Source organism: Desulfobotulus mexicanus (assembly GCF_006175995.1).
In the GTDB taxonomy this organism is placed as follows: Bacteria; Desulfobacterota; Desulfobacteria; order Desulfobacterales; family ASO4-4; genus Desulfobotulus; species Desulfobotulus mexicanus.
The window spans coordinates 22,663-49,319 of record NZ_VDMB01000010.1; the positions used below are offsets into that span (position 1 = coordinate 22,663).

The following is a 26,657-nucleotide window of genomic DNA, read 5'->3' on the forward strand; positions in this document are numbered from 1 at the left end:
TCTTTTGGGCGGCTGGGTATGCTTCGAGACCTGGAAATTTTCACCTTTTCCGCTTATCCCCGGCCGGTCGATGATACCTGCCGCTTTGAAAGGGCAGTTTCGGATCCGGTTTATGTTTTGGCGGGTTATAGAATGGTATAACTTTTTTGAAAATAAAACCCCTTCCGGCCTATGCCCGGAAGGGGTTTTATGCTGCATTTCTTTAAGACTGAAAAATCAGAATCTGTAGTTGGCCGTGAGGTTGTATCCCCAGAGATAACCTTTATTTTTTATATACATTTTTGCATCTTTTTCCAGAAGAAGATCAGATGCAACCTTGTTGAGGTGTTCGGATGTGCCATTGATGTCATCCCTGTAACCCCAGTCAAAGGTACGGATGTGCTGGAAGGCAAAGTCGATGGTCCAGTTTGTTGTTACATTTGCAGAAAAGCCTGCGGTCATGACATGGCGGTCATTGTCGGGCCAGATGTTGTCAAAGGTATCAGCCGGAACGGGGGTAGGGTCGTAAACATAGCCGGCAAGGAAGGTGAAGTTGTTATTTAAGACATACTCCATGGCCAGCTTGTACTGAATTTTATTGTCCCAGTCTCTTCTGTATCCCATATCCTTTGTCTTTTTAATACCATCGATCATTTGGTTTTTTGTTGCCTCGACATCTGCCATAGCTCCGGGGCTTGCAGCAATTTGCTCAGCAGTCATACCCCTATCTATGGAAACTGCACCAAATGCAACCTTGTTAATAAACGCCATGGTTTCATCGGGAATGGTGTGGATGGTAACGTACTCAGCCTGATGCTTGCCTATGCTCCAGTTGGCCCATACCATGTCAAAGGACATGGCAAAATTTTCCGTAAAGGCATAGCGCATACCTGCCTGAATGGCTTCAGGGTGGTCATAATCCATGACGACTTTACCTATGGCCTGGCCGTTGTGGATGAAGTCTCCCTTGAAATTACCGGGTGTGCGGGAACGGTAGGTGAGACCGAGGCTGAGTTTGTCTGTGGGCTGATACTGAATGCCCGCATTCCAGGACCAGTTGATGCTGTCATCCATTTCCATTTCGGAGGTAATAAATTTTCCCCCCTGCTCACTTTTGTCAATGTGTTCATAAATGCCAATCTGCTTGAGGGACTCTTTGTTTACTGGAATACCCTGAGTCTTTTCAATTTCTTTCAGGATGCCAAGCTGGATGGGGTCATAGAGGCTGGTTTTTCCACCTCCAGCCTCGGAGCGGCCCATGCTAACGCCAAAGCCAAGGGACAGACGCTCATTTACCTTATAAGATATGGCAGGGGTAACAGCCACGCGGGTATAATAGGATTCCCAGGCGTTAAAACCCGTGGGTCTGTGGAAGGGGTCTTTTTCCGTTTTCATACGAAACCCATAGGGTGCATAGGCTGCAATGCCAAAGCTGATTCTTTCATTGACGGGCATTGCAAAGCCCATATGGGGGTTTATTATGGGATCCTTATCCGTTTTCCAGTAAGTGTTCTGAATACCAAGTTCCCGGGTGCGGTCTTCTCCCTTTGAATCCACAATTTTATAGTCCCTGTAATAGGCTTGGGCATCATAAATGGCTGTGCCTGCGGACAGGGTCGGTGTTTTTATGTTGCTGAGTCCTGCAGGGTTGTAATAGACGGCAAAGGCATCCGTGGCATGGGCGGAGACCGCTTCTCCCAGGGCCGCATTTCTTGCGCCGATGCCAAAGGGCTGAACCAGCCCTGCCTGAGCTGTCGCTGCCAGCATAAAGAGGCCAGCACACATACAAAATACTTTTTTCATGGTTTTTCTCCCACCTTCTTTTCCCTTAAGTCCATAATGCCCGTTCGGAAGCTGCCTGAAGGCCGCATAATGTTTGTTTGCCCCCAGAGACCGGATCCCCAATCCGGTTTTTGCTGATATCTCCCTACGGAGTTTGATTGTAAGACCAGCGTTTGACTCTTAGTTTGAAAGTTGAACCGATGTTCATTGTGTGGATTCTCTCTATATGGGCCTGTACGTCTTTGTCAACAGGGAAAATGTATTTTTTGTGTGAACCTTTAAAAATAATGCTTTTTTGGTTTGTATTGGTGGGCGCTGTAAAAATAAAGGGAAGGGATGAGGAACATTGGGGGCTTTATTGGTGAGGTTTTGACATCAAAGGGACTTTGAAGTAATAGGCATGGTGCTGAAGAGGTGTTTGAAAATACGGTTTTTAAAAAATAGGGTTCGAAAAACAGACTTGAAAAGGAAAACTCTGTGGAATGGTTGCTTGAGATTGTAAAGATGGGCGCTGCTCTGGGCTCGGCCATGCTGCTGGGGCACTGGTTTCTGGCCGAGGTAAAACGGATAAAGGCTCAGAATCAACCCCTTTATAAGGCCTATATGACAGTACCCGGCGTGTTGGTGATCCTTGCGGTTCTTATTCCGGCTGTTGTCTGGTTTTTCTGGGGTTAGCTGCTGTGGTGTTTTTTATATCAGGCCTGCCTGAAAAGTGTGCAGAAGTTCCAGAGCCTTGCTTTTGCTGGAAATGGAAGAGGCTTCAGATCTGAAAACCGTACTTCCGGGAAGGCCTTTGACAAACCAGCCAAGGCGGCTTCTGAACATGCTGCAGGCGGTTTCTTCTCCGTAAAAAAGGGTGAGGTTTTCTATGTAGTTTTCCATGGAGGCAAAGTGTTCTGCAAGGTTTTGTCCCTTAGGGGATATTTCTTCCATGAGATCGTGGATATCCTTAAAAATATGGGGGCTGTGCATGGCGGTTCTGCCGATCATGACGGCATCACAATTTGTCTTGCTGAACATGGAAAGGGCATCTTCGGGTCTTATGATGTCTCCGTTGCCAATGACGGGAATTTTTACAAGACTTTTTATTTTGCGGATAAGTGACCAGTCCGCCTTTCCCCCGAAGCCCTGACGGGCGGTTCTCGGATGGATGGTTATGGCATCCACACCGCAGTCTTCGGCTATCCGGCTTAAACGAAAGGCATCTTCCCCATGGGGCTGCCATCCGGAACGGATCTTGATGGTCAGGGGGACCGAAAGTACCCTGCGGACCTTTGTAATGATTTCCTTTGATTTTTCAGGCTCTGCCATGAGGGCGGACCCGGAACCGGATTTTAAGACCTTGCGTACGGAACAGCCGAAATTGATATCCACAATGTCCGCACCCGCATCCTGCACCATAAGGGCGGCTTCGGCCATGATGGCAGGATCGGAGCCGAAGATCTGTATGGAAAGAGGTCTTTCTTCCGGATGGGATGCCATGAGCTGTCGGGTTTTTTCTGAGCCATAAACCAGACCGTTGGCACTGACCATTTCGGAACACACCAGACCGCAGCCGAACCCTTTGATCATGCGACGGAAGGGCTGATCCGTGACCCCTGCAAGGGGAGCCAGCACGGTGGGGTGGGAAAAAGATATGCCGCCAATGGAAAAAGTGTGTTTTTTGGGGTTCATAATAAAAGAGCTGCCTTGGCTAGATAATGGTTTTTAGTGTGTGTTCAGCGGGCATAGCAATAGAGACAGTTATGGGAGCAGGGCTGGCTGCGGTAGGAGCCGATGTCCGTGGAATGGGTGCAGCCGCAGTTTTTTCTCTGTCCCTTTTCTTTTCTGAGGGATAGCCTGCCAAAGGCTTTTTTCAGCTCAGTACCCGGAATGCAGTGGGCCTGAAAAATATTATCAGGCTTGCAGGATGTCAGCAGCTCAGGCTCGCAGCAGAGAAAAAGCCGGATATCCATCTGCCCCAGCAGCTCTGCCATGCGCTCAATGATTTTTCTTTTATGGTCCGGCTCAGGATCAAAGAAAAAGACGCCGCTGCTTTTGCCCTGCCGGATGACCTTCGGATAAAGGTCCAGAAAGCTTGTTGTGCAGGAAGAAATACCGGCTTTGGCAGCTGCTTTGGCGATGGAAGAAAAGTCTTGCAGGTTGTGCCGGATACCTCCATGGGCATCCCGCCAGTGGCATATGGGGTCCCATCGCCAGAAAACAGAGTGAGGACCGAAGCGTAAGGCCAGCTCCTGCATCTGTTTCATCCGTTCTTCAAGGGGCGGCAGGCCGGGTTCCAGCAGGGGCATCTCTGTATTGATCGTGAACTGAAAGCAGGCTCCCATTCCCATATCCCGGAGCTTTTCTCCGGTTTTATTTTCTAAAAAAGGGCCGTAATTTTTAGACCAGAAAACAAAAGCTGCCACATCTTCTGCTCTGGCAGAGACGGAAAACTTTCTGCCGGATACGGGATTTTCCACCTCAAAAAAGCCTTTTTCCAGCCCCCGGTGGAACCATGGGAGGTGAAAGGCTGGAAGATCCGTTCTCCGGGATGCGGAAAGAATGCGGCGCAGGCCCATGGAAGGTTTTCAGCTTTTTTTGAAATCGGAAAGGGAAATCACCTGACCGGGCGTACTGCTTTCTTTTTTCCCCTTGCCGGCATTCAGGATTTCTTCCTGCCTTTCTTTGAAGGCTGCTGAAGGTTCCAGTTTTTCCAGCCTGATGCGTTTGCCCTGCATGGTAAATTCGTCACCATTGATGTAAGTATCCCGCAGGATCCAGGTGATGCGTTCCGGCGGAGGCGGCACCTGCAGAAGGGTCATGGTGAGCTGGTACCAGTCCCTTTTCACATCGGCTTCAATGTCATCGACCCGGGCATAGGTGGTGGGCTGGTCTTCAAAATAAATGAGAACGATGTCTCCGATATCCGTCATGGTTTCTGCCTTTTTTTGTTGTTATAATATCTTTTTTCCGGCTTAAGGATTCAGACTGCTTTCCATGCCGGGCCATCTATGGCACAGGAACGGCTTTTTTGTCAAAGAGGAGAAGCATATGCTGCTGAGTGATATTTTTGAAAAAAATCCCATGACCTTCAGTTTTGAGTTTTTTCCGCCGGCAACGGAAAAGGGGTGGGAGAGTCTTTTCCATACCATTGCCGATCTCATGCCCTTAGAGCCTGCCTATGTAAGTGTCACTTACGGAGCCGGTGGCTCCACCCGTGACAGAACCCACAAGCTTCTGGCCCGTATCCACAGGGAAACTCCGCTGACCGCCGTTTCCCACCTCACCTGTGTGGGGGCTTCCAAGGATGAAATTCATGAAATTTTAAGTGCCTATGATGCTCTGGGTGTGCATAATATTCTGGCCCTGCGGGGAGATCCACCCGCAGGAGAGCCCTTTACGCCCCACCCGGACGGTTTTTTATATGCCGCAGATCTTGTGGCCTATATCAAAAAGCATTTTCCGGGTATGTGCGTAGGCGTGGCTGGTTTTCCGGAAGGACATCCTGCAACGCCTAACCGTCTTCTGGAAATTGATTATCTTAAAGCCAAGGTGGATGCAGGAGCCGATTATATTGTTACCCAGCTTTTTTTCGATAACCGGGATTTTTATGATTTCCAGGATCGCTGCCAGCTGGCAGGTATTGATGTTCCCATTCTGGCGGGCATTATGCCCGTAACCACCCGCAAAGGCATGGAGCGCATGGCGGAACTTGCCGCAGGGGCCCGCATCCCGGCTCCTCTGCTGCGGGCTGTATACAGGGCCGAGTCCGATGCCATGGTGGAAAATGTGGGTGTGCACTGGGCTACGGAACAGGTGAGGGATCTTATTGATCATGGGGTAAGGGGAATTCATTTTTATACCCTGAACCGCTCCCCTGCCACATTGCGAATTTATGAGGCTCTGGGAGTAAAAAATTCCCGGAATCTGAGCCGCTGAGGGAGATGGTATGGAAGAGATTAATTTTGATGAAGGCCGGAATTTTGAAGAAGACTGGGATGAGGATGTTCCCCGGAGCCGGTCCCGGAAAAAGCAGGAAGCCAAAGCTCTGGAAGCCATGGGCGTGATACTGGCAACCATGGGTGAGGATGTCTGGCAGGAGCTGCCCCTTTCACCTGAACTGTACAGGGCTTTGGTTGATTTAAAGGAAATCCGCAGCCATGGTGCAAGAAAGAGGCAGGAAAAAAGAATCGGCACCCTGATGCGCCATGAAGAAACGGAGACTATTGCAGCCATTGCCCGTTTTCTGGAAGACGGAGAATCAAGGAAACGGCGGGAACATTCACGGACGCAGTACCTTGAATCCCTGCGGGACCGGCTTGCTGCAGGAAATGAAGGACTGGCTGAAAAGCTTGCCCGGCATCCGGGGCTGGAAAAAAACCACTTTCTTTTTCTTGTGGATCAGGCCGTCAGGGAAAAGACAACGGGTAAACCTAAGGGCAGCAGACGCACTCTTTTCAGGTATCTGAATGAAAGGCTGGATGGAGAAGGTCTGGATCTGGTGGATGGCTTTCTTTCTGATGAATGAAGATTTATTGTTTGATTTCAGAAGCTTGTTTTCGATATGAGACAGTCGGACTGTTTGTGAGTGATCTTGCAATCGTTTCGTCATGAACAAATGGCCTGATTGTCTATGTACCTGATTGAAGGTATTCAATTTACTAAAGAAAAATTGTGCTAAAAAGGTAATTGTTCAGCACAGTTTATTCTGAAATTCCAATGCTGCAATTGCAGCAGCTTCGTATTGTTGCAAGGTACCCTGGCTGTTTGCAAGTGACATTGTAATCGTTTCGGATCAGAGCTTCGCAGGCCTGTGCGAAAGAAGCGGCAAACTGTCTGAGCCGCCACAAAGGCAGCGTACTAAGGCTTGCTATGGTAATAAAAAAGTGCATCCTGCCTGTGGCGGGGAGTTCTTGCCGCTTCCGCACAGGGCAAGAAGCTCCCGAAAAAGATTGCGTCACAGGCAAATAGTCTGGGTGCCTGTGCATCTGTCTGGCAGCTATGGTACTTGGGAAATTGTGCTTAACAATTACCTAAAAAGTTACATTGCTTATCGTTTTTTGCTTTTTTCTCCATGGGGCAGGAACAAGGTCTGCCCCTGCAATTTCCGGACTTATTGGGTCCCGGAAAAAAGCCAGTTACTGCCCACGGAAAGGGCACGGACCTTTTCCCCGAAGATGCGGCGCAGGTGGCAGTAGGCATGGATACCCGTGCAGTGGCCCACCGTCATATGGTCAAAGGAAAAAGCCTTAAGGCCTTCACTGACATGGTTCAGCCGGTCCGGGTCTGCCTCGCCAAGGTGCAGGCCGCCCATGATGGCGTGAAAATGGTTTGAGCCTGTGAGGCTGGCCACATGGGTAAGGGTATTGATCAGCCCCCTGTGGGTGCATCCCAGCAGCAGAACCGTTCCTTTGTCCGTATCCAGAATCAGGCCCATGTCATCGGGCATACTGTCCTGCTCTATCTGATTTCCGGCAAAAAAATAGGATTCCACCCTTTCCCATGGCGTGACCATGGGAATTTCTCCCGTTGTCCGAATGCCTTGGGTCAGTGTAAGGGAATCTTTTGTCCTTTGTATCTCAAATCCTTTTTTTTCAAGTGCCTCCGGCGTTAAAGGGCAGCCGATGCCTATCACCTGATCCGGCTGCCTGCCTGCCCATTTGGGTTCAAAGGCTTCCGGATGAGTCACGAGTTTTCTTTTTTTCCCATTATCACCGAAACAATGCAGCCCGCCCGTATGATCGTAATGCCCGTGGCTGAGCACCACGGTGTCCACTTCCTCCAGATTCTTTCCAAGGGCTTTTGCGTTGGATGCCAGCACTAAACCCTGTCCCGTATCAAAAAGAATTTTTTCAGAGGCTGTTTCCACGAGAAAGGAAAGACCGTGTTCGCCCATGAGGGCCATGCCCGTGGCGGTGGTGTTTTCGGCAAGAAGGGTGATGCGGATCATATAAACTCCTTGAATATCATAAAAGCCTTATCCGGGAGATCCGGTTTCCGGAAAGCAGGAATCCTGACATGGGGACTCCTGCTTTCGGAACCGGATGCCCTTTAATGGTCGCAGAGATTGACACCCGTCTGCAGGCAGTTTTCAAGATACTGTCGGACCAGCACTTCCGGTGCTTCGCTGGGGGCACCGGTGAGTACTTTGATATTTTTTTCCGCAAAGAGCTGCTGGGCCTTGTGTCCCATGCCACCGGCAATGACAAGGGTTGCGCCAATGGATTCCACCCAGCGGGGCAGTACACCCGGTTCATGGGGAGGCGGGGTGAGGCTTTCGGTTTTTTCAATTTTTCCGTCATTCACATGGACCAGAGCAAATTCCTGCACATGGCCGAAATGTACGGCAAGTTTTCCTTCTGCAACGGGAATGGCAACTTTCATGGTAATTCCTTTCAAACAGGTTTGGATGTCTATGCAGCCACTATACCCAGTGCCCTTCCACGTCGGGTGCCATGGCTGTTTCAAGTTTTCCGTTTTTATAGTGCTGTATCGCATCAATTACCCTGCCCGAAGCACCCACTACCACCTCAATACCCGCAGCTTGCAGTACGTCAAAGGCTTTGGGTCCACAGTGCCCTGTAAGAACGGCTGCGGCACCGGTCGCAGCTGCGGTTTTGCCCGCCTGTATTCCGGCCCCCTGGGGCAGGTTCAGGTTCTGGGAATTTTCCACGACGGAGTATTCCAGAGATTCCGTATCCACCAGAAGAAAACAGGCGGCACGGCCAAAACGGGGGTCCAGAGCGGCGTCCAGAGTATGCCCCTGGGATGAAACAAGTATTTTCATGGTATTGTCTCCTGTTTCAGGGATTCCATAATCAGAAGGCCGCCATCGGAGGACTTCTGCTGTTTTTCCAAAAGGCTGAGTACTTCCTGCCAGAGCTGCATCAGGGCCTGACTTGCCGGGCCGCTGGAGACTTCTGTAAGGCTCCTGCCTGCGGCCATGGCCTTTGTCATTTCGGTGTCAAAGGGAATGGAGCTGAGGATTTCCATGCCTCTGCTTCGGGCTTCTTCTTCCATGGCATGGGCCATCTCCGGATTAAGATCCCACTTGTTGAGGGTGAGGCATACGGGAATGCGCATCCGGGCGCAGAGCTTTGCAAGGCGCAGCATGTCATGGCGACCGGAGAGTGTTGGTTCCGTTACCATGAGAACAAGATCCGCACCGGTAAGGGAGGCAATGACAGGGCAGCCGATGCCGGGAGGACCATCCACAAGGATGATGGGATACTCGCCCTGTCTGCCAAGCTCCCCTGCACGTTTGCGCAGCATGGAAACCAGTTTGCCGGAGTTTTCTTCGGCGATGCCCAAACGTGCATGGAGCATGGGGCCTTCTGCCGTGCTGGAATGAAACCATGTTCCCGAGATCCTTGGTTTGAGGCCTATGGCCCCGGCGGGGCAGAAGTCATGACAGATGCCGCAGCCTTCGCAGTAAACAGGATCGATTTCCGGCGGATGGGTGTCTTTGATGGCATGGAAGGCGCAGATTCCCACGCAGGTACCGCAGTCCGTGCACAGGGTCAGGTCCAGCTCCGGAAGAATACCGCCGGAAAAGGCTTCGGAAGAAAAGACCTTATGGGGTACCACCAGATGAAGGTTGGCCGCATCCACATCGGCATCCACCAGAATGCGGGAAGGTGCCAGATGGGCAAAGGCTGCGGAAATGCTGGTTTTACCAGTTCCGCCCTTACCGCTGAGGATGACAAGTTCCTTCATGACGCCCTCCTTGTTTTCTGATCTTCTGCTTTTTTTATGATGATATCCCATAGCCCGGTGAAAGCTTTTCTGAGTGCAGGGTCGGTATCAATGAGCTTTTCTCCCCTGGAATAGCTTTCTGCGTAGGATCGTCTGAAGGGAATTTCAAGGAGTACGGGAATATCTTCCAGGGCTGCATAATCCTGTATCTGTGTATTGCCCTTTTCTGCCCGGTTCACCACAATACCGCAGGGTATTTTCAGATGTCTGGCTGTTTCCACAGCCAGAGTAAGGTCATGGAGCCCGAAGGAGGTGGGTTCTGTAACCAGTACCACAAAATCACAGTCCCTTATGGCTGCAATCATGGGGCAGGAGGTGCCGGGGGGTGAGTCCAGCAGAAGAGGGCGGTCTTCCGGAGCCATGCGCTGTACCGCTTCAATGAGGGGAGGGCTCATGGCCTCGCCCACCCTCATTTCTCCCCATATGAGCTGATGGGGGCCAAAGGAGCCGGAAAGCACATCCCCCAGAATTCTTTCTCCGGGGGAGATGGCTTCTTCCGGGCAGATGCGCATGCAACCGAGGCAGGCATGGCACATTTCAGGATAGGCCAGCAGCCGTTTTCCTATGATCACCAGCGCTGAAAAACGGCAGATGGCTTCGCATTTTCCGCAGAGGGTGCAGCGGTCAGTATCTATGACCGGGACAAAAACCCCTTCGGGATGCCGCTGTATGTTTTCTGCCCGTATAAAGAGGTGGGCATTGGGTTCTTCCACATCGCAGTCCAGGAGGCAGATGGGCATAGGGGCGGAAGCCGCAAGGTTCACCGCAAGGGTGGTTTTGCCTGTGCCGCCTTTTCCGCTGGCTATGGCTATTTTCATGCTGCCTCCTTTTTTATCTGTGCTTGAAGGTAGATATCCGGCTTTATGATTCCGCCGGTTTGACTTCCGGGTGTGTACACCGGGGGCAATGTTCCGGATGCTCTTCTTCCAGAGGATGCTCAAAAGCCCGCTGGCATCCGAGGCAGAGAAAATGGCTGGCCTTGCGCAGGGTATAGACCCCGCCTTCCACCCGGATGGCTTTGCCGTGAATCATGGCATCGGCTACCGTGTTCCTTGCTTTCTGCAGGATGCGGCCAAAGGTGGCCCTGGAGACTTCCATGCGTTCGCCTGCATCGGCGTGGCTCAGGTCTTCCAGATCCGCAAGCCTCAGGGCTTCCCGTTCATCCACCGTCAGAATAACTTCATCCAGATCTCTGAGGGGAATGCCTCGGGGTTTGAAGTAGCTGACCTCGGGGTGGGCGGATACGATGCGGTTTTTTTTAGGTCGAACCATCTGTCCTCCAGATATGAGCATATGCTCAATAGTGGTGTGTTAGTCAGATCCAGTCTGACAAGTCAAGGGAAAAAAAGAATTGTTATGCAGGGATGAAAAACCCGATGTTTTTATGGACATAAAAAAGCGGGCTGCCCGTCTCCACCATTGTGAGTGGAGGCTTTTTCTTTTTCATGGTACAGAGAAGGGGTCAATATGTGAACAGGGGAGTGACTGTTCAGCATAATTTATTCCGGAATTCTACCTCTGTAATTGCAGAAGCTTCGGGCTGTGGCAGGGCACCCTGGCTATTTGCCAGTGATGTTGCAATCGTTTCGGATTAGAGCTTTGAAGGCCTGTGCGAAAGAAGCGGCAAACTGTCTGAGCCGCCACAAAGGCAGCGTGCTTAAGCCTGCTATGGTAATCAAAAAGCTTACCCTGCCTGTGGCGGGGAGTTTTTGCCGCTTCCGCACAGGGCAATAAGCTCCAGAATAAGATTGCGTCACTGGCAAATAGCTTGGGTGTCTGTGTATCTGTCTGACAGGTATGGCACTTGGAAAAGCGTGTTGAACAATTACGTTTTTTGATGTTTATGGTGGAATTCCCTTATGGAGATGCTCCATGCAGGCTATATATTATGATATCAGGGAGATGGCGCGGGCCATTGTCCATGGTGCCCCAACCCCGGCTTTTTACAGCGAGTGTGCCTTTTTTCTGGAAAAATCCTGCATTTTTTTTGAAAAGGATGCAAAGGTTGCGGGTATAAGGGATAAGGTCATGCTTCTTCTGGCCGAAGACTGGGGGCATGGGATGGGGCACAGCCGGAAAGTGGCGGTGGAGGCAGGGGCTCTGATTTTCATGGAAGGTATGGCCGCAGGGTTCAGGGAAGAGGCCTGTCTGGATCATCTTATGCGCCTGGCTCAATGTGCAGGACTTCTGCATGATATCTGCCGTAAGGAAAAAAATCATGCGGAAAAGGGAGCCGTAGTTGCGGGGTTCATCCTTGAAGAGGAAGGATTTTCTTCAAAGGATGTGGAGGCTGTATGCGAGGCCATACGCAGACATGAGGCCTTCAGGCATTATCCTGAAGCTGAAGCCCTCAGCCTGAACACGGATCTTCTGGTGAACTGCCTCTATGATGCGGATAAATTCCGCTGGGGACCGGATAATTTCACCCATACGGTCTGGGATATGCTGGCATCGGCAAGGGTGCCTGTATCTGCGTTTCTGAAAGGCTACCCCCAGGGGATTGCTGGTATTGCCCGAATCAGAGAAACCTTCAGGAGCCATTCCGGCCGCCGTTTTGGTCCGGAATTCATTGACATCGGCATGGGTATTGCCGCCCGTGTCTATGTGGCTATTCTGGAGCGTTACGGCAGGGACGCTGAGTGAAATGAAGGGTGTATTTTATTTCGGAGTTTGCCCCCGTTTTTTTGCGGCTATGATGGGTGTGTTCAGTACAAGGGCTGAAAGATCTTCCTGACGGGTAATGTCAAGCCTGAGGGAGGCTTTGTCTATCTCAAAATATTTGGAGAGGACATCGACAATATCTTTCTGGAGATTTTCAAGCATATCATCGGAAACTTCCAGTTTGTCATAGACCAGGGCAAACTGCAGCCGCTTTTTGGCGACCTCCCCCGGAGGTGCCTCTTTTTCCTTGAACATCTTGGAAAAAAAGTTGTTAAGCATGTTTAATTCCCCTTTCTGACAGGTTTTTTAGGTCCAGTGCCTGATTCAGGTTTTCCGCAATCCCATCTTAGAGCTGATGCGGTTCCAGAATCCTTTGAGATCCTCAAGGGGATCAACAATGGGAATTTCGGTGTTTCCGAGGAGGCGGGCGGCAATGCGCCGGAATGCCTGGCCTGCCCTTGAATCCCTGTCCAGAACAACGGGTGTACCTGTGTTGGTGGATGTGATGACAAAATCATCCATACAGACAAGACCGATGAGTTCAATGGACAGAACATCCACAACATCCTTGTGGCTGAGCATGTCCCCCGAAGCTACCAGCCTTGGGACAATACGGTTGACAATGAGTTTGGGGGTGATGGATCTGGCATAAAGAAGGCCTATGATACGGTCCGCATCCCGCACCGCAGAAACCTCCGGCGTGCATACCACCACAGCCTCATCCGCTCCGATGACAGAGTTTTCAAATCCCTGTTCTATCCCTGCAGGACAGTCTATGAGAACCACATCAAATTCCTGACGGAGCTTTTTGCAGAGCCGTATCATATCATCGGTACTCAGGGCGGTTTTATTATCGCTCTGGGATGCGGGTATGAGAAAAAGGTTTTCTATGCGTCTGTCTTTGATGGCAGCCTGGCGAACCTTGCAGCGGCCCTTGGCCAGATCCACCACATTGAAGACAATGCGGTTTTCAAGGCCCATTACTACATCCAGATTGCGCAGGCCTATGTCCATATCCACTACGGCAACTCGTTTGCCTTCTAGGGCAATGGCAGCACCAAGGGCAGCCGTTGCCGTAGTTTTGCCAACGCCCCCTTTGCCGGATGTGATGACAATAATTTTTCCTTCCAATGTTCACCTCTTATGGGTTGTCATGGCGATCTGATTAAGAGTATAAGCCTGTCCGCTATGGGTATTCAATGGCCTTTTTTTGTTTAAGCGCGGAATTCCGGCCATGGCAGACGTCCGAAGGGAGGGTTGCCGAGGTAATCCTCCACGATAATGGTGTCTTCCCGGAGAAAGGCATATTCCGGATTTTTATTGCCGGATCCGAATGGGCCACTGCTCACCTGCTGGCCTATATGCAGAAGGGTGGGCCGGAAATCCAGAGCCACTATAATAGCATCTTTTTTCTGTGTCTGACCGGCCATGGCCATACCGCAGAGGCTGCCCAGAATAATAAGGTCGCCGCCCGCGATGACCTCTCCGCCCGGATTGACATCCCCCATGAGTACAAGGTGCCCTTTTGCCTGAATCCGCTGGCCTGAACGGACACGACCGCACATCATGAGTACATCACTTTTCCGGTTTTCCCAGGATTTGTCCACATCACGCTGGCGCTTTCTTGACTCCTGTTGCCGGGGCTGCACAGTTTCCACTGGAATGACCTCTGCCACTGCGTATTCCCGGATAAGAAAATCCCTGAGAAAGGGCAGAAGGTCAGGGTCTTCACCGCTGGCATCCACAGTAATTCTGGCCCCTGAGGCCAGCTGGCGGATACGGTCAAAGAGGGGGCTGATTTCCGCCAGCAGTTTTTCCCGGGCCATGGGAACGCCGATGTGCAGGCGTAGACCATCGCCTACGCCTTTTAAGGATACCGTCTGGTCCATAGCTGATTTTGTCGCTTTCCGCAAGTAAGTGGGACAGGGAACGGGTTTTATTCAGGAGTCTAAACATAAAAAAACCGATCTGTATCCTGCCCTGAATTTGATGGAAGCCTGTTTGAATGGGCAGATTAAGACAATTCTTAAAATTGTCAGAAAATATAAAGAAAGGGTCAGGGTGTGTCAAGCTGTGCCTGTATTCTGCCAAATCCCATGATGGCTTCCTTAAGACCTTTCAGTGTAAAGGGTTTCTGTATGAATGCGGTTATTTCGGGAAGCAGGATATCTTCTGGTTCCAGGTGCATCTTCTCATAACCGCTGGAAATGAGGACTGGCAGGGCTGGATTCCGTTTCCTGAGAGCCTGTATGGTTTTTTTTCCATCCATTCTGGGCATCACCATGTCAAGAATCACAAGATCAATGGTGTCGGAATGTCTGTCAAAGAGATCAAGGGCTTCCTGACCACCGGAGGCACAGATGACCTGATGCCCCAGTTCTTTAAGCAGATCCCCAGCCACATCCAGAATCATTTCTTCATCATCCACAAGAAGAATGGTTTTTATGGCAGAAGCAGGAACAATTCCCCTTGCCTGATGACTGGAACAGGGCAGGTGAATAATGAAGGTGCATCCCTGGCCTGCAGAGCTGTTTATGGAAATGATACCGTGGTGATTTTTGATAATACTGAAGGCCGATGCCAGGCCCATGCCTGTTCCCTGTCCCTTCTCAAGGGTGGAGAAGAAGGGATCAAAGGCCCGTTTTCTGGTTTTTTCATCCATGCCTTTGCCCGTGTCCCGGATCAGAATACGAAGGTAGTCTCCGGCAGGAAGCTTGTGGGGACTGGTAAAGGTTTCTTTGAGAAAAACCCTGTCCGTTTCCACATAAAGGTCGCCGCCATCGGGCATTCCGTGGGTGGCCGCATTGATGAAAATATAAAGGAGAACCTCGCTGATCTGGGAAGAATCAGCCATCACAGGGCAGATATTTCCGGAAAGTTCCTGGTGCATCTGGATATTTTTATGGGTGCGGGAAAAGATCAGGCCCGTCTCCTGTACGAGGGTATTGATGTCGCAGATGGTCCGTTTGCCTTCCTGGTCCTTTGAAAAGCCGAGAAGCTGGCGTGTGAGGTTGGCTCCATGGCGTACCTGCGCTTCAATTTTTATAAGGCGTTTCCATGCCGGTGTTTCCGGTTCCGTATGGAGCATAAGCAGTGAAGTGTTGCCCTGAATTCCCATGAGAAGATTGTTGAAATCATGGGCAATGCCTGCGGCCAGCGTTCCTATGGCTTCCAGCTTCTGGGCCTGCTGCAGCTGCTCTTCAAAAAGGGCTTTTTCTTTTTCAGCGGCAATTTTGCTGGAAATATCCCTGGCCACTCCCCGGAATCCCTGCAGTCTGAGTCCCGGGCTCTGGATCAGAGAAACGGATATTTCTAATGGTATGGTGTGTCCCTTTTTATGGAATACTTCCAGATGGCTCAGTGCATGGCTTTCCTTTTTTTCCAGAGTGTGCCGGAATATCTGTTCCAGCCGTGTGGCTGATTCCCGGGGACAGAGATCCCTTGCCACTTTTCCATGGAGGACATTTTTGGAAAAACCTGTGATGTTACAGAGGCTCTGATTGAAAAAGGTAAGGCGGCCGCTGGTATCCGTTTCAAAGTAAATTTCAGAAATACTGTCCAGCGTCATGGTGTAACGCTCTTCCATTTTCTGCAGGCGACTGCGGAGCCTTTCATTTTCACGGCGCAGATTTTCTGTTTCTGTATTTCCGGACATAATCGTCTTCCTGTATTTTTAGTGCTGCATGATGACCCTGGGAACCCTTGGCATCAGGCCAGTGACCAGTTCATAGCCAATGGTGCCAATGGTTTCCGCAAGGGTTTCCGCCAGAATTTCATCACTGCCATCTTTGCCGATAAGGGTAGCTGTGTCTCCTGTGCAGACATCTGGAATACCGCTGATATCAATCATGCAGAGATCCATGCAGATTCTTCCCCTTAAAGGGGCCCTGCGTCCCCGGACCAGCACTTCCGCATTGTTGGAAAGAAGACGGGGGAATCCGTCTCCGTAACCGCAGGCAAGGGTGGCGATGGCCGTGGGTTTGCTGGCTGTCCAGCTGCGTCCGTAACTGATGGAAAAACCTGCTGGAACGGTTTTGATCTGAACAATTTTTGTTTTCAGACTGAGGGCAGGCTTAAGGGGGAAGGCTTCTTTATCCATGGTGACGGAAGGCTGGATGCCATAGATGGCAATGCCGGGCCTGACCATGTCAAAATGGCATTCGGGAAATGAGATCAGGCCTGCACTGTTTGCGGCATGGGCAATGGGCGGACGGAGGCCTGCACCTTCAAGGCTTGTCAGCAGCCGGGAAAAGGTCTGAATCTGATGCCGGGTAAATTCTTTTTCCGGGTGATCTGCCGTGGCTAAATGGGTGTAGACTCCCTGGATGCGCAGGCCGGGAAGGGCACTTATTTTTCTTACCGTTGTCACAGGGTCACTTAGGGCCTGTCCCGTAAAACCCAGTCTGCCCATGCCCGTATCAAATTTTAAATGTACTGGCAGTTTTTTACCCGTAGTGATGGCGACCTCTGAGATGCGCAGGGCATCATCCATGCTGTACACGGAAGGTGTCAGGCGGTAACGGATCATTTCCTTGATATCACTGGAAAGGGAAGGGCCGAAAACCAGAATGGGGGCGGCAAATCCTGCGGTACGCAGGGCAATCCCTTCTTCCATACGGGCTACGCCGAGGCTGGCTGCACCATTGGCAAGGGCTGTGCGGGCAACTTCGATGGCGCCATGACCGTAGGCATTGGCTTTAACCACAGCCATCATGGAGGCTGCTGAAGAGCCTGCCCTGCGAAGGTTGCGGATATTTTCTGCAATGGCATCCAGCCTGATTTCAGCCCATATGAGATGTTCATGCATTTGTTCTTGGTCTCCCTTATCCCATTGAATCCTTTATAATCGACTTCTTTCCTTATGGTCTGGATGAAGGGCTGTCAAGAAGCATGGCAGAGAAAGCTGCAGGGGCAAGTCTTTGTATGTCGGTCTGTTTGGGATCATGGTGTAAAAAGCAATCCCGGCGGAGGGTTCCGTCGGGATTGCTTAAGGTCTGCAAAAGAAACAGATGTCGTAACTGTTCAGCACAGTTTTCCATATCATACCTGCAAGACAGATGCACAGGCTCCAGGCTATTTGCCCGTGACGCAATCTTATTCTGGAGCTTCTTGCCCTGTGCGGAAGCGGCAAAAACTCCCCGCCACAGGCAGGATAAGCTTTTTGATTGTCATAGCAGGCTTAAGCACGCTGCCTTTGTGGCGGCTCAGACAGTTTGCCGCTTCTTTCGCACAGGCCTGCAAAGCTCTGATCCGAAACGATTGCAATGTCACTTTCAAATAGCCTCGGAGCCTTGCAATAGTATGAAGCTGCTGCAATTACAGCATTGGTAGTTTGGAATAAACTGTGCTGAATAATTACCAAATGTCTTACAAGGTCAGGCTGCACAGGACAAATATGTGTTCATCAGATATCCAGCGTCCACAGGGAGCTGACGGCGGGCCCACCCCCCACGCAGAGGGAGGCTCCCCCCAGCGTGGCTCCCCGCCGCTTCATTTCATAATAGAGGGAAACCACAATGCGCAGGCCCGTGCAGCCCACGGGATGCCCCAGGGCTATACCGGAACCATTGGCATTGACTTTGTTCATATCAAGCTTCATGCCAAAGTCCTTTTCCATCATGCGGCCTACACCCAGCCACTGGGCTGCAAAGGCTTCGTTGATTTCCCAGTAATCAATGGCGTCAAAGGAAAGGTCAGCCTGCTGCAGGCATTTGGGGATGCAGACCGCAGGGCCAAGACCCATAACTTTGGGGTCTACTCCCATATCACAGACATTCACAAGCTTCATGAGGGGTTTCAGCCCCATATCCAGTGCTGCTTTTTTGGACATGAGTATCATGGCGGCAGCACCGTCGTTCAGACCGGAGGCATTGGCTGCTGTGACCACGCCATCCTTTTTAAAGGCAGAAGGCAGTGCGGCCATGGATTCCATGCTGGCATCGAGAATGGGATGTTCATCCGTCTCAAAGATACGGGTCTTTTTGCGGGAAACGATCTCCACAGGTACCACTTCTTCTTTGAAGACGCCCTTTTCAATGGCAGCCTTGGCCCGTTGATGGCTCATGAGGGCCAGTTCATCGCATTCCCTGCGGGTGATACCATATTTTTCTGCTATGTTTTCGGCGGTGATTCCCATATGGCCGGGGACCATCTCATCCACAAGGCCATCATGGAGCATCTGATCTTCAATCTGACCCGGTCCCATGCGGTAGCCCATACGACCCTTGGGAAGCATGTAGGGGGCATTGGTCATGCTTTCCGTTCCCACCACAAGGGCTGACCGGGTTTTGCCCAGCATGATGTTGTGGGCGGCCACTTCAAGGGCGCGCATGCCTGAGGCGCAGTTTTGATTGACGGATACGGCACTGCTTTCATGGGAAAGGCCGATGCGCATGGCCACCTGCCGGGCGGGAAGGGAACCCTGCATACCGGGGAAAACCTGTCCCATGCAGATTTCATCAATCTGATCCGCAGCAAGGCCTGCCCTCTCAATGGCGTGGCGGCCTGCGGTCATGGCCAGCTCTCTGGCAGAAACATCCTTGAGGCCACCCATAAATTTTGCAATGGCCGTGCGGCAGGCACTTACAGCAACAACTTCCTGGATTTCCATTCGCTCTGTCCTCCATCAGGGTTTGATATAAGGGGCTGTATGGTCATCTCTCCTGTTTTTTTATCTGAACCGGATTTTTGTGTGGCAAACAATAATCGGAACAGGGGGCGAATGTCAAGGGGTTAGCGGATGACGCACTGCCCTACATGGGGGGCAAGGAGTTTCTGAATTATTTCTGTTTCTTCCGGAGTGAGTCCCCGGCCACCTTGAGTAAAAAAATCCGGTTTGTAAAGGGACTGGGAGGAAAATGTCTGCAGGGCGTAGGTTCTGGCTCCTTTAATTATCGGGATAATACGCCGTATTTTTTCTTCTGTAATAAAAGGATATACGCAGGTGGTCCGAAACTCATGATCGATTCCACTTTCAAGGATCAGGCGGATACTGCTTTCAAGGACCTGCTCCATCGGAGCAGTGCAAAGGCCCGGGGAGTATTCCAAGGGATGGGTTTTGATATCCATGGCAATATAATCAACCAGTTTTGCTGATATCACTTCCTTCAGAACTTCAGGTCTGGAGCCGTTGGTATCCAGCTTTACAGGGTATCCCAATTTTTTTACTTTTTCGCAGAAATTGGCCAGATCCTTCTGCAGGGTTGGTTCTCCGCCAGTAATGGCAAGTCCTTCAAGCAGCCCTCTTCGTTTTTCAAGGAAAAGAAGAATATCTTCTTCATGGAAGATGTCTTTTCCTTTCATGGGAATCAGGCCTAGATTATGGCAGTAGGGACAATGGAAATTGCATCCTTGGGTAAATACAAGTGCAGCAATTTTTCCGGGGAAATCAATAAGGGAGTTTTTTTGCAGACCACCGAAAATCATTGTTAATTTTTCCTGGAAGGGGGTAGGTTGTTATTATATGCAGGCGCAGTCTGTTGGTATTGTGTCTTTCTGTTTAAGGTATCCTGTCTTTTGTCTGGTTTTAAGTGTTTTGCATGGGGCTGTTTTTGTTGTTTTTTCGGGATACGAATATCTTTTTCTTCATCTGTATTTTAGAAAGAGACTGGTATGGATTGTATCCACAATGATTACAGAAACGGCATGGAACTTATGTGTGTAAGAGAGCTGTGGGGACCAAAGCCGTTTTTAGTGAGGGTGTGGGAGGAAAGATGAAATCTTTTCAAAGAGTGCTTGTCTGGATGGTTCTTTTTTTATGTCTGGTTCCCCTGACGGGGTGCGGTACCCTTTTGTATCCGGAGCGCAGGCATCAGCAGTTGCAGCTGGACCCTGGGGGACGTCGTATTGATCCGGCCGTGGCAGTAATGGACGCAGCTTGTCTGATCTTTTTTATTATCCCAGGCATTGTTGCTTTTGCCGTTGATTTTGCAACAGGCGCCATCTACCTGCCAGGGGGCAGTGCGTCACTGGACAGTGAAAAAGAGCCTGCCATGGCAAGCCTTCCTGCAGATAAAAGAGAAATAGAAGATAAAGTCAGAGAGCTTGCCGGGATCTCTTTTGATATGGATGATCCTCGTATGGAAGCCTTTGTACTGGACAAAGGTAATTCTTTTTGAAATGAATTTTCAGGGTCTGCTGACTTTGGAGGTCTTGTTTTTTCAAAGGTGTTGATTCGATAAAAGATGCACAGTAGAAGAGTAACCGGAATCCGGCATCCAAACCCAGCCTTAAGAAGCAGTAAGCGGTTACTGGATTTGGGTGCCGGAGAACGCTTTCCTTTGCGGGGGAAGAATCAGGGACGGGTCCCCCTTAAAAAATCACATGGCATCACTGAAGGTTTTTCGCATACGGAATTCCGTTTGTTTGCCGTTATTCCACTGGTTTACCGGTCTCAGGTATCCAACCACTCTGGAGTAAACTTCCGTGGGGCCCTGGCAGGTGGTGCAGGCGCTTTTTTCTCCCCGGATATAGCCGTGTGAAGGACAGACACTGAATGTGGGGGTCAGGGTGAAATAGGGTAACTTGTAATTGTCTGTTATTTTACGGACAAGGTTTCGGGTGACCGCAGGATCCTGGATTTCTTCCCCGAGGAAGGTATGCAGCACTGTACCGCCTGTATATTTTGCCTGAAGATCATCCTGATGATCCAGCACCTCAAAGAGATCATCGGAGTAGTTCACCGGCAGATGGGTGGAATTGGTGTAAAAGGGATCTCCGCCCTTTTTGAAATCTTCCTCATTGGCGCAGACAATTTCCGGATACATTCTTTTATCTTTAAGGGCCAGTGAATAGGAGGTGCCTTCAGCAGGGGTGGCTTCCAGATTGAAGATATTGCCGGTCTCGTTCTGTATGCTTTCCAGTTTTCCACGGATATGGTCCATGATGGAAAGGGCGAAGTTTTTACCTGCTTCCGTGGAAATGTCTTCACCGATGAAGTTGATGCAGGCCTCGTTCATGCCGTTGATGCCGATGGTGGAAAAATGGTTTTTCCAGAAGACTCCGGTGCGCTCCTTGATTTGGCGCAGATAGAACTTGGAGTAGGGGTAAAGGCAGCCTTCGGTGAAACGCTCCAGTACCTTGCGTTTGATCTGCAGGGAGTCTCTGGCCAGCTCGATATTGTTGTCCAACAGGTTTTTGAATTCTTCTTCCGTATCGGCAAGGTAGGCGATGCGGGGCATGTTGATGGTGACAACGCCAATGGAGCCTGTGAGGGGATTGGCTCCGAAAAGACCACCTCCCCTTTTCCGCAGCTCCCTGTTGTCCAGACGCAGACGGCAGCACATGGACCTTGCATCGTCGGGACTCATGTCTGAGTTTACAAAATTGGAAAAGTAGGGGATGCCGTATTTGCCCGTCATTTTCCAGATGGCGTTCATGCGGGGGTTGTCCCAGTCAAAATCCTTTGTGATGTTGTATGTGGGAATGGGAAAGGTGAAGACCCTTCCCCGGGCATCACCTTCCATCATCACCTCAGCAAAGGCCTGGTTCATAAGGTCCATTTCCGTCTGGAAATCTCCGTAGCAGATATCCATATCCCTGCCACCGATTACCACGGGTACATCTTTAAGGATGGAAGGTACATTGAGGTCCATGGTTATGTTGGTAAAGGGGGTCTGGAAACCCACCCGTGTGGGAATATTGATGTTGAACACAAACTCCTGCAGAGCCTGTTTGATATCCGCATAATCCAGTTCGTCATAACGGATAAAGGGTGCCAGAAGGGTGTCAAAATTTGACACGGCCTGGGCACCTGCTGCTTCGCCCTGAAGGGTGTAGAAGAAATTTACCAGCTGGCCCAAGGCCGTACGGAAATGGCGGGGCGGAGCACTTTCCACCTTGCCTGCAACGCCCTTAAAGCCCTGTCGCAGCAGATCCTGCAGGTCCCAGCCCACGCAGTAGACGGAAAGCAGGCTTAAGTCATGTATATGGATGTCCCCTTCCTTGTGGGCCCTTCTGATTTCCGGGGGATAGATGCGGTTCAGCCAGTATTCCGCCGTGATATCAGAGGAAATATAATTGTTCAGGCCCTGGAGAGAATAACTCATGTTGCTGTTTTCTTTGATCTTCCAGTCCATCTGCCTGAGGTAGTTGTCCACAAGGTCACCATTGACGCCGGAGACAATGTTGCGGAGCTGTTTGCGCTGTTCCCGGTAGATGATATAGGCTTTGGCCGTTTGCAGGTAGGGGGAGTCCAGAAGTATGCGTTCCACAATATCCTGTATGGACTCCACATCCGGAGAGGGCCCAAGGCGCATGTCTTTTATCAGAGTTAATACCCGGAGGGTAAGCTTGCGGGCTTCCCGTTCCGTGAATTCTCCGGTGGCTTTTCCAGCCTTTGTAATGGCTGCGGTGATTTTGGAAGAGTCGAATTCGACAATACGGCCGTTTCGTTTTTTAATGCTTTCGAGCATGGCATCTCTCTGGGGAAGTGGGGTTGTCGGCTGTTTTACTGACTGAGATCTTTATGGTCGCAGGATCGGAAATGAGCCTGTCTGGAAGAAAGAATCAATCTTTGTTTCTGGGTCAAGATAGGGAAGAGAGTTTGGGATGTCAAGTCTGTATATTGCGCTGTTGTGTTTTTGTGTGACTGTATGTTGTGTTTGTTGTGGGATCTATCTGGTTTCTTGGGGAAAAACAGCTTCCCTGTGGAAAAAGATTTTTTCTCCCTTGGGCAGGGGGTAAAATATGTTCAGAAAGTAATTTGGCATTGCAAAAACAGGCTTTTTCTTTATCGATTAAAAAAGGCAGATAAGAAGGGAGAAGGAGATAAAAATGGGGTGGGGGAAAAAACCGGTACATCGTCAGAAACACATACCATGGTATGATAATCAGGCAGCATGCCGGATTGTCTTCTGGATGCTTTTTCCCATACTGCTTCTGGGCATTGCGGGTCTTTTTGAGGCGATGAAAACAGAGCGCTGGCAGCAGAATGTCTGGGTCCCTGCGGCCATGAGCCTTATCAGTGGCTGGCTTATGCTGCGCATGGTGCTGCGTGTTATCCGCAGGAGGAAAGAGGATGGTTTCCGGTAGAAAGAAGACACTCCATGAAGTGGTGGACAATGCGTGCTGTGGCTCCCCAGATGACGGCGTCTTCTATGGGATAGCGCAGTTCGGTCCAGTCTGGCTCCCTGCCTGAAAAACCTGAGGCCAGATGGTTTTCCATCAGTATATTCAATGGTATGTCCAGAACCCTGTCAATTTCTGAAGGATCATGGCGCAGGGGGCCTGAGCCTTGCCACCAGCCGGCAAGAACCTCGATGCACACATTGTTAAGGGTCATAAAATGGCCTAGAGAACCGATCATATCAACTTTGTCGGAGGAGATCCCCAGTTCCTCCTCCAGTTCCCGCAGGGCTGTATGTTTCGTGTCCGGGTCTTCAGGGTCCACATGACCACCGGGGAGGGCTACCTGCCCGGCCCAGGTGTAGTGCGGATGGGCTGCTTTTTGTATGGCCAGCAGCCTGGGGGCTTCATCCGGTGTAAGAAGGAAGGATACCGCAGCTGGACGTATGCGGTTTCCTGGAGGTCCTGGATGGGGATGGTCCAGTACAATATTGCGGTATATCTTGTCAAAATTGTTCATTTATCGTGTTTTCCTGTGTGTAGAATTTCAAGAATCCGAATGAAGGTTTGCGGCGGCACATGGCCGGGTCTGCTGAAAAGGGTTTCTCCTTCTGAGGAGAGAAAAATGTTGGCGGGTACGCCGCTGACCCTGTATTTTCTTGTCAGGGCCGGGTTGGTGTCCATGTTGATATTGACGCTGATGAAGTTTTCTTTCAGATAGGCTGCCACCTTCCCATCTCCATGGGTTTTGTTTTCCATGGTCCGGCACCAGGGGCACTGGGGGCTGTAGAAATAGAGATAGATCTGTTTGTTTTCAGAGGCGGCTGTTTCCAGAGCCTGCTTATAGGGTGTCCAGCTGAGGGACTGGGCTGTGAGGTTGCCTGCAGTGAATAGGAGAAGCAGGGTGGCTGTAAGAAAAAGACGAACATGGATCATGTGTATATCTCCCTGGCTTTTGGTTTGAATATTCAAAAAATCAGCTGATATGTTTTTTTATTATGGAATAAAAACCAGTCTTCCCATCTGATCGCTCATCAGGATAAGGCCGGTGGCAACAAGAAGCAGGCCTGCGGTGACATTGGCCACACGGATAAAGCCCTTGGCTTTTTTGACAAAGACCATGAGCCGGGTTGCCGCAAAGGCCAGAAGGGCAAAGGGCAGGGCAAGGCCTGCGGCATAGACTGAGAGCAGAAGGATGCCATATTCCACGCTCTCCTTTGTACCTGCAATGACAAGGATGGAGCCGAGCAGGGGACCGATACAGGGACTCCATCCAGCGGCAAAGGCCATGCCTATAAAAATGGCAGCCAGGCCGTGTACGGGCCTTGATTTCAAGTGTATCCTTTTTTCCGACTGCAGAATAGGAATGCGTAGAATACCCATGAGGTGCAGGCCAAAAATCAGCACCATAGCACCTCCTGTAATGCGAAGCCAGAAGCCGGTACCGGAAAAGAGCTGGCCCAGAAAGCTTGCCGATGCGCCAAGGGCAATGAAAACCAATGAAAACCCAAGGATAAAACCGAAGGTACTGATCCTTATTCTTTGCCTGGCCTCGCTGGAAGGGCCTTCTGCCAGCTCTTCAATGGATACGCCGGAGATAAAGCTAAAGTAGGCCGGTATCAGGGGAAGAATGCAGGGAGACAGAAAGGAAAGCAGGCCTGCACCAAAGGCTGCAATAAGGGATACGGGTTCTAGGATAATCATGGAATCATTCCCGGTGGAAAAATATTAAAAAAAGTGTCATATCAATATTTTAATTGATCAAGTAAGTCTCTGGTACTTTGGACATCTTAAGATAAAGATCCTTTTTCAGGATGGAGGTTACAAAGGAAAAAGATCTTTATCACCGTGCGGAAAGCTCAATGGAACGATCCCTTGCCGCAGCAATGGCCTTTACCACAAGGTCCTCAAATCCGGCGTCCTGAAATACGGAGATGGCTGCTGCCGTTGTTCCGCCCGGTGATGTTACCCGTTGCCTCAGGGTGGCGGCATCGGCATCTCCCTTTTCAAGGAGGGCAACGGCTCCTTTCAGGGTCTGTACCGTAAGGGTCCGGCTGTCTTCAGAGGAAAGTCCCATTTCCCTTCCTGCCCGTATCATGGATTCTGCCATAAGAAAAACATAGGCGGGGCCTGAGCCGGACAGGGCTGTAAGGGCATCCATCAGGGATTCCGGCAGCAGGCATACCTTGCCCATGGAAGCGGCAAGGGCCATGGCCAGTTCCATGTCCGTATCACTGGCCCTTGCACTCCTGCTGATGCCTGACATGCCGCATCCCACAAGGCCTGGTGTGTTGGGCATTATACGGATGGGAATGAAATTTTCTTTCTGCTCCTGTGTCAGGTTGGTGGTCAGCAGATTTTCCAGTGTTGGCAGGGCAATGCCCGCAGCAATGGAGACCACAAGTTTTCTGGAAGCCATCAGGCCATAGCGCTTATCTGTGGTCATAGAAGAGAGAAGTTCCGGCAGCTGCTGGGGTTTTACGGCAAGAATAACCATGTCGGATTTGAGAAATACTTCCATGTTGTCATCAGAGGTTTCAATGCCGTACAGTTTGCTGATCTCTTGCCTGCGGGTTTTGCTGGAATCCGATGCAAGGATTTTGTCCGGATAAAGTCCAAGGTTATGACGCAGGGCATGGATCATGGCCTCTGCCATATTGCCTGCACCAATAAAGCCTATGGTTTTTCCGGTAAGTACAGAAGGCATGGATTATATCCTTTCAGGGTATGGGGAAAGAGAAAATATACGAGCTTGCGCAAAAGAGGTTGTTTTCGACAAAAAACGGCAGCTTTTTTCTGATCATAGCTCTCCCTTGACAGTGGAAGCAGATATTTCCATATCAGTTTCACAGGGCTTTATCCAGTGCGTGGATGTGTGACTGGTCCATAATCTTGACGGTTTCAGGGCCATGGCGTATGCTGCATCATATGTTTAAAGAGCCCTCTTGAAAGTTTTGCTGATGGATTCTGACATAAGTTTTTTTTAAAGGAAGGTAGTTAGTTCCCTGTTGATTATTTTCAGGGGAATCAGGGCTGCAATGGTCCGTAAATCATAAAGGAAAAGGGTTTTTTTTATATGTTTTTACTGGGTAATTTTTTTATGGCGCTGGCTAAAATAACGGAAATGGTACTGACTATTTATGTATGGATTCTTATAGCACGGGCTTTATTGTCCTGGGTAAATCCCGATCCTTACAATCCCATTGTACGTTTTTTGCATCAGGTAACGGATCCTGTCATGGACAGGGTGCGCAGGTGGATTCCTCTGCAGTTTGGTGGTATTGATTTTTCTCCCATAATTATCATTCTGGGTATCGTTTTTCTCCAGCAGATGCTGGTATCGACCCTCTACAGGATGGCGATGATGATGGGGGGCTGAATACTGTTTTTAGGGTGTGCCCTGAACTCAGGGGGCATGCATGGCCTTCCTTATG

The 26,657-nt window shown here is 50.4% G+C and carries 29 protein-coding genes; 7 read left to right on the forward strand and 22 right to left on the reverse strand.

Going from position 1 to position 26,657, the window contains the following annotated elements:
• Positions 1–216: 216 nt before the first annotated feature.
• Positions 217–1,782: an OmpP1/FadL family transporter gene (locus FIM25_RS09100; RefSeq protein ID WP_139448481.1), complete on the reverse strand. Its 1,566-nt coding sequence runs from the start codon at positions 1,780–1,782 to the stop codon at positions 217–219.
• Between the two features lie 456 nt (positions 1,783–2,238).
• On the opposite strand from FIM25_RS09100, the gene FIM25_RS09105 reads away from it, so the two are divergent.
• Positions 2,239–2,436, forward strand: coding sequence for a hypothetical protein (locus FIM25_RS09105; protein WP_139448483.1), 198 nt, complete (start codon positions 2,239–2,241; stop codon positions 2,434–2,436).
• Positions 2,437–2,451: 15 nt separating this feature from the next.
• Here the strand turns inward: FIM25_RS09105 and dusB are convergent, their stop codons facing one another.
• Genes dusB through FIM25_RS09120 form a run of 3 tightly spaced genes read right to left on the reverse strand, consistent with a single transcriptional unit; the run spans position 2,452 to position 4,676 of the window.
• A complete protein-coding gene (dusB, locus tag FIM25_RS09110) occupies positions 2,452–3,435 on the reverse strand; it encodes a tRNA dihydrouridine synthase DusB (protein WP_139448485.1) in 984 nt (327 codons plus the stop codon).
• Positions 3,436–3,479: 44 nt separating this feature from the next.
• Positions 3,480–4,322: a DUF1848 family protein gene (locus FIM25_RS09115; RefSeq protein ID WP_139448487.1), complete on the reverse strand. Its 843-nt coding sequence runs from the start codon at positions 4,320–4,322 to the stop codon at positions 3,480–3,482.
• Positions 4,323–4,331: 9 nt separating this feature from the next.
• Positions 4,332–4,676 (reverse strand): hypothetical protein, encoded by a 345-nt coding sequence (locus tag FIM25_RS09120; protein WP_139448489.1) that lies wholly within the window; start codon positions 4,674–4,676, stop codon positions 4,332–4,334.
• A 118-nt stretch (positions 4,677–4,794) separates the two neighbouring features.
• On the opposite strand from FIM25_RS09120, the gene metF reads away from it, so the two are divergent.
• Together metF and yjgA are read left to right on the forward strand one after the other, a co-directional pair.
• The gene (gene metF / locus FIM25_RS09125; protein ID WP_139448491.1) at positions 4,795–5,682 is read left to right on the forward strand and encodes a methylenetetrahydrofolate reductase [NAD(P)H]; all 888 of its coding nucleotides are present in this window, start codon (positions 4,795–4,797) and stop codon (positions 5,680–5,682) included.
• 10 nt (positions 5,683–5,692) lie between these two features.
• Positions 5,693–6,271 (forward strand): ribosome biogenesis factor YjgA, encoded by a 579-nt coding sequence (gene yjgA, locus FIM25_RS09130; RefSeq protein WP_139448493.1) that lies wholly within the window; start codon positions 5,693–5,695, stop codon positions 6,269–6,271.
• Positions 6,272–6,856: 585 nt separating this feature from the next.
• Here the strand turns inward: yjgA and FIM25_RS09135 are convergent.
• The 6 genes from FIM25_RS09135 to FIM25_RS09160 form a co-directional block, all read right to left on the reverse strand.
• Complete coding sequence (locus FIM25_RS09135) at positions 6,857–7,693, reverse strand: MBL fold metallo-hydrolase (RefSeq protein ID WP_139448495.1); 837 nt, start codon at positions 7,691–7,693, stop codon at positions 6,857–6,859.
• Between the two features lie 101 nt (positions 7,694–7,794).
• Entirely contained in the window at positions 7,795–8,127 is a 333-nt protein-coding gene (locus tag FIM25_RS09140; protein ID WP_139448497.1) for a NifB/NifX family molybdenum-iron cluster-binding protein, read from the reverse strand.
• Between the two features lie 40 nt (positions 8,128–8,167).
• Positions 8,168–8,530: a NifB/NifX family molybdenum-iron cluster-binding protein gene (locus tag FIM25_RS09145; protein ID WP_139448499.1), complete on the reverse strand. Its 363-nt coding sequence runs from the start codon at positions 8,528–8,530 to the stop codon at positions 8,168–8,170.
• Entirely contained in the window at positions 8,527–9,459 is a 933-nt protein-coding gene (locus FIM25_RS09150; RefSeq protein ID WP_139448501.1) for an ATP-binding protein, read from the reverse strand. Before FIM25_RS09150 ends, FIM25_RS09145 begins: the two co-directional genes overlap by 4 nt.
• Positions 9,456–10,316: a nucleotide-binding protein gene (locus FIM25_RS09155; protein ID WP_139448503.1), complete on the reverse strand. Its 861-nt coding sequence runs from the start codon at positions 10,314–10,316 to the stop codon at positions 9,456–9,458. Before FIM25_RS09155 ends, FIM25_RS09150 begins: the two co-directional genes overlap by 4 nt.
• Before the next feature lie 43 nt (positions 10,317–10,359).
• Positions 10,360–10,770: a DUF134 domain-containing protein gene (locus FIM25_RS09160; protein WP_139448505.1), complete on the reverse strand. Its 411-nt coding sequence runs from the start codon at positions 10,768–10,770 to the stop codon at positions 10,360–10,362.
• Positions 10,771–11,370: 600 nt separating this feature from the next.
• On the opposite strand from FIM25_RS09160, the gene FIM25_RS09165 reads away from it, so the two are divergent.
• The gene (locus tag FIM25_RS09165; protein WP_139448507.1) at positions 11,371–12,141 is read left to right on the forward strand and encodes an HD domain-containing protein; all 771 of its coding nucleotides are present in this window, start codon (positions 11,371–11,373) and stop codon (positions 12,139–12,141) included.
• Between the two features lie 15 nt (positions 12,142–12,156).
• Here FIM25_RS09165 and minE read toward each other — a convergent pair whose 3' ends face one another.
• The 7 genes from minE to FIM25_RS09200 all read right to left on the reverse strand — a co-directional run bounded on the left by minE (position 12,157) and on the right by FIM25_RS09200 (position 19,584).
• Positions 12,157–12,438: a cell division topological specificity factor MinE gene (minE, locus tag FIM25_RS09170; RefSeq protein ID WP_139448509.1), complete on the reverse strand. Its 282-nt coding sequence runs from the start codon at positions 12,436–12,438 to the stop codon at positions 12,157–12,159.
• A gap of 45 nt (positions 12,439–12,483) precedes the next feature.
• Positions 12,484–13,290, reverse strand: a complete 807-nt coding sequence (minD, locus tag FIM25_RS09175) for a septum site-determining protein MinD (protein ID WP_139448511.1) — start codon at positions 13,288–13,290, stop codon at positions 12,484–12,486.
• Positions 13,291–13,373: 83 nt separating this feature from the next.
• On the reverse strand, positions 13,374–14,048 hold the full coding sequence (locus FIM25_RS09180) for a septum site-determining protein MinC (RefSeq protein WP_139448513.1): 675 nt from the start codon (positions 14,046–14,048) through the stop codon (positions 13,374–13,376).
• A gap of 167 nt (positions 14,049–14,215) precedes the next feature.
• Positions 14,216–15,814 (reverse strand): hybrid sensor histidine kinase/response regulator, encoded by a 1,599-nt coding sequence (locus FIM25_RS09185; protein WP_139448514.1) that lies wholly within the window; start codon positions 15,812–15,814, stop codon positions 14,216–14,218.
• An 18-nt stretch (positions 15,815–15,832) separates the two neighbouring features.
• A complete protein-coding gene (gene alr, locus FIM25_RS09190) occupies positions 15,833–16,966 on the reverse strand; it encodes an alanine racemase (protein ID WP_139448516.1) in 1,134 nt (377 codons plus the stop codon).
• A gap of 597 nt (positions 16,967–17,563) precedes the next feature.
• Positions 17,564–18,769, reverse strand: coding sequence for a thiolase family protein (locus FIM25_RS09195; RefSeq protein ID WP_139448519.1), 1,206 nt, complete (start codon positions 18,767–18,769; stop codon positions 17,564–17,566).
• A 122-nt stretch (positions 18,770–18,891) separates the two neighbouring features.
• Positions 18,892–19,584, reverse strand: a complete 693-nt coding sequence (locus FIM25_RS09200) for an anaerobic ribonucleoside-triphosphate reductase activating protein (protein WP_139448521.1) — start codon at positions 19,582–19,584, stop codon at positions 18,892–18,894.
• A 287-nt stretch (positions 19,585–19,871) separates the two neighbouring features.
• Between FIM25_RS09200 and FIM25_RS17080 the strand changes: the two genes are divergently transcribed.
• The gene (locus tag FIM25_RS17080) at positions 19,872–20,276 is read left to right on the forward strand and encodes a polyribonucleotide nucleotidyltransferase (RefSeq protein WP_179953281.1); all 405 of its coding nucleotides are present in this window, start codon (positions 19,872–19,874) and stop codon (positions 20,274–20,276) included.
• A 201-nt stretch (positions 20,277–20,477) separates the two neighbouring features.
• Here FIM25_RS17080 and FIM25_RS09210 read toward each other — a convergent pair whose 3' ends face one another.
• Entirely contained in the window at positions 20,478–22,571 is a 2,094-nt protein-coding gene (locus tag FIM25_RS09210) for a ribonucleoside triphosphate reductase (protein WP_139448523.1), read from the reverse strand.
• Between the two features lie 361 nt (positions 22,572–22,932).
• On the opposite strand from FIM25_RS09210, the gene FIM25_RS09215 reads away from it, so the two are divergent.
• The gene (locus FIM25_RS09215) at positions 22,933–23,190 is read left to right on the forward strand and encodes a hypothetical protein (RefSeq protein WP_139448525.1); all 258 of its coding nucleotides are present in this window, start codon (positions 22,933–22,935) and stop codon (positions 23,188–23,190) included.
• On the opposite strand, the gene FIM25_RS09220 is transcribed toward FIM25_RS09215, so the two are convergent.
• The 4 genes from FIM25_RS09220 to proC all read right to left on the reverse strand — a co-directional run bounded on the left by FIM25_RS09220 (position 23,156) and on the right by proC (position 25,930).
• Positions 23,156–23,743, reverse strand: a complete 588-nt coding sequence (locus tag FIM25_RS09220) for an NUDIX hydrolase (RefSeq protein ID WP_139448527.1) — start codon at positions 23,741–23,743, stop codon at positions 23,156–23,158. The two genes, FIM25_RS09215 and FIM25_RS09220, sit on opposite strands and share 35 nt — an antisense overlap.
• Complete coding sequence (locus FIM25_RS09225) at positions 23,740–24,159, reverse strand: thioredoxin family protein (protein WP_139448529.1); 420 nt, start codon at positions 24,157–24,159, stop codon at positions 23,740–23,742. Before FIM25_RS09225 ends, FIM25_RS09220 begins: the two co-directional genes overlap by 4 nt.
• A gap of 60 nt (positions 24,160–24,219) precedes the next feature.
• A complete protein-coding gene (locus tag FIM25_RS09230) occupies positions 24,220–24,927 on the reverse strand; it encodes a cytochrome c biogenesis CcdA family protein (RefSeq protein WP_246052112.1) in 708 nt (235 codons plus the stop codon).
• Positions 24,928–25,066: 139 nt separating this feature from the next.
• Positions 25,067–25,930: a pyrroline-5-carboxylate reductase gene (gene proC / locus FIM25_RS09235; protein ID WP_139448531.1), complete on the reverse strand. Its 864-nt coding sequence runs from the start codon at positions 25,928–25,930 to the stop codon at positions 25,067–25,069.
• A gap of 369 nt (positions 25,931–26,299) precedes the next feature.
• On the opposite strand from proC, the gene FIM25_RS09240 reads away from it, so the two are divergent.
• Positions 26,300–26,602 (forward strand): YggT family protein, encoded by a 303-nt coding sequence (locus FIM25_RS09240; RefSeq protein WP_139448533.1) that lies wholly within the window; start codon positions 26,300–26,302, stop codon positions 26,600–26,602.
• The last annotated feature ends 55 nt before the right edge of the window (positions 26,603–26,657 follow it).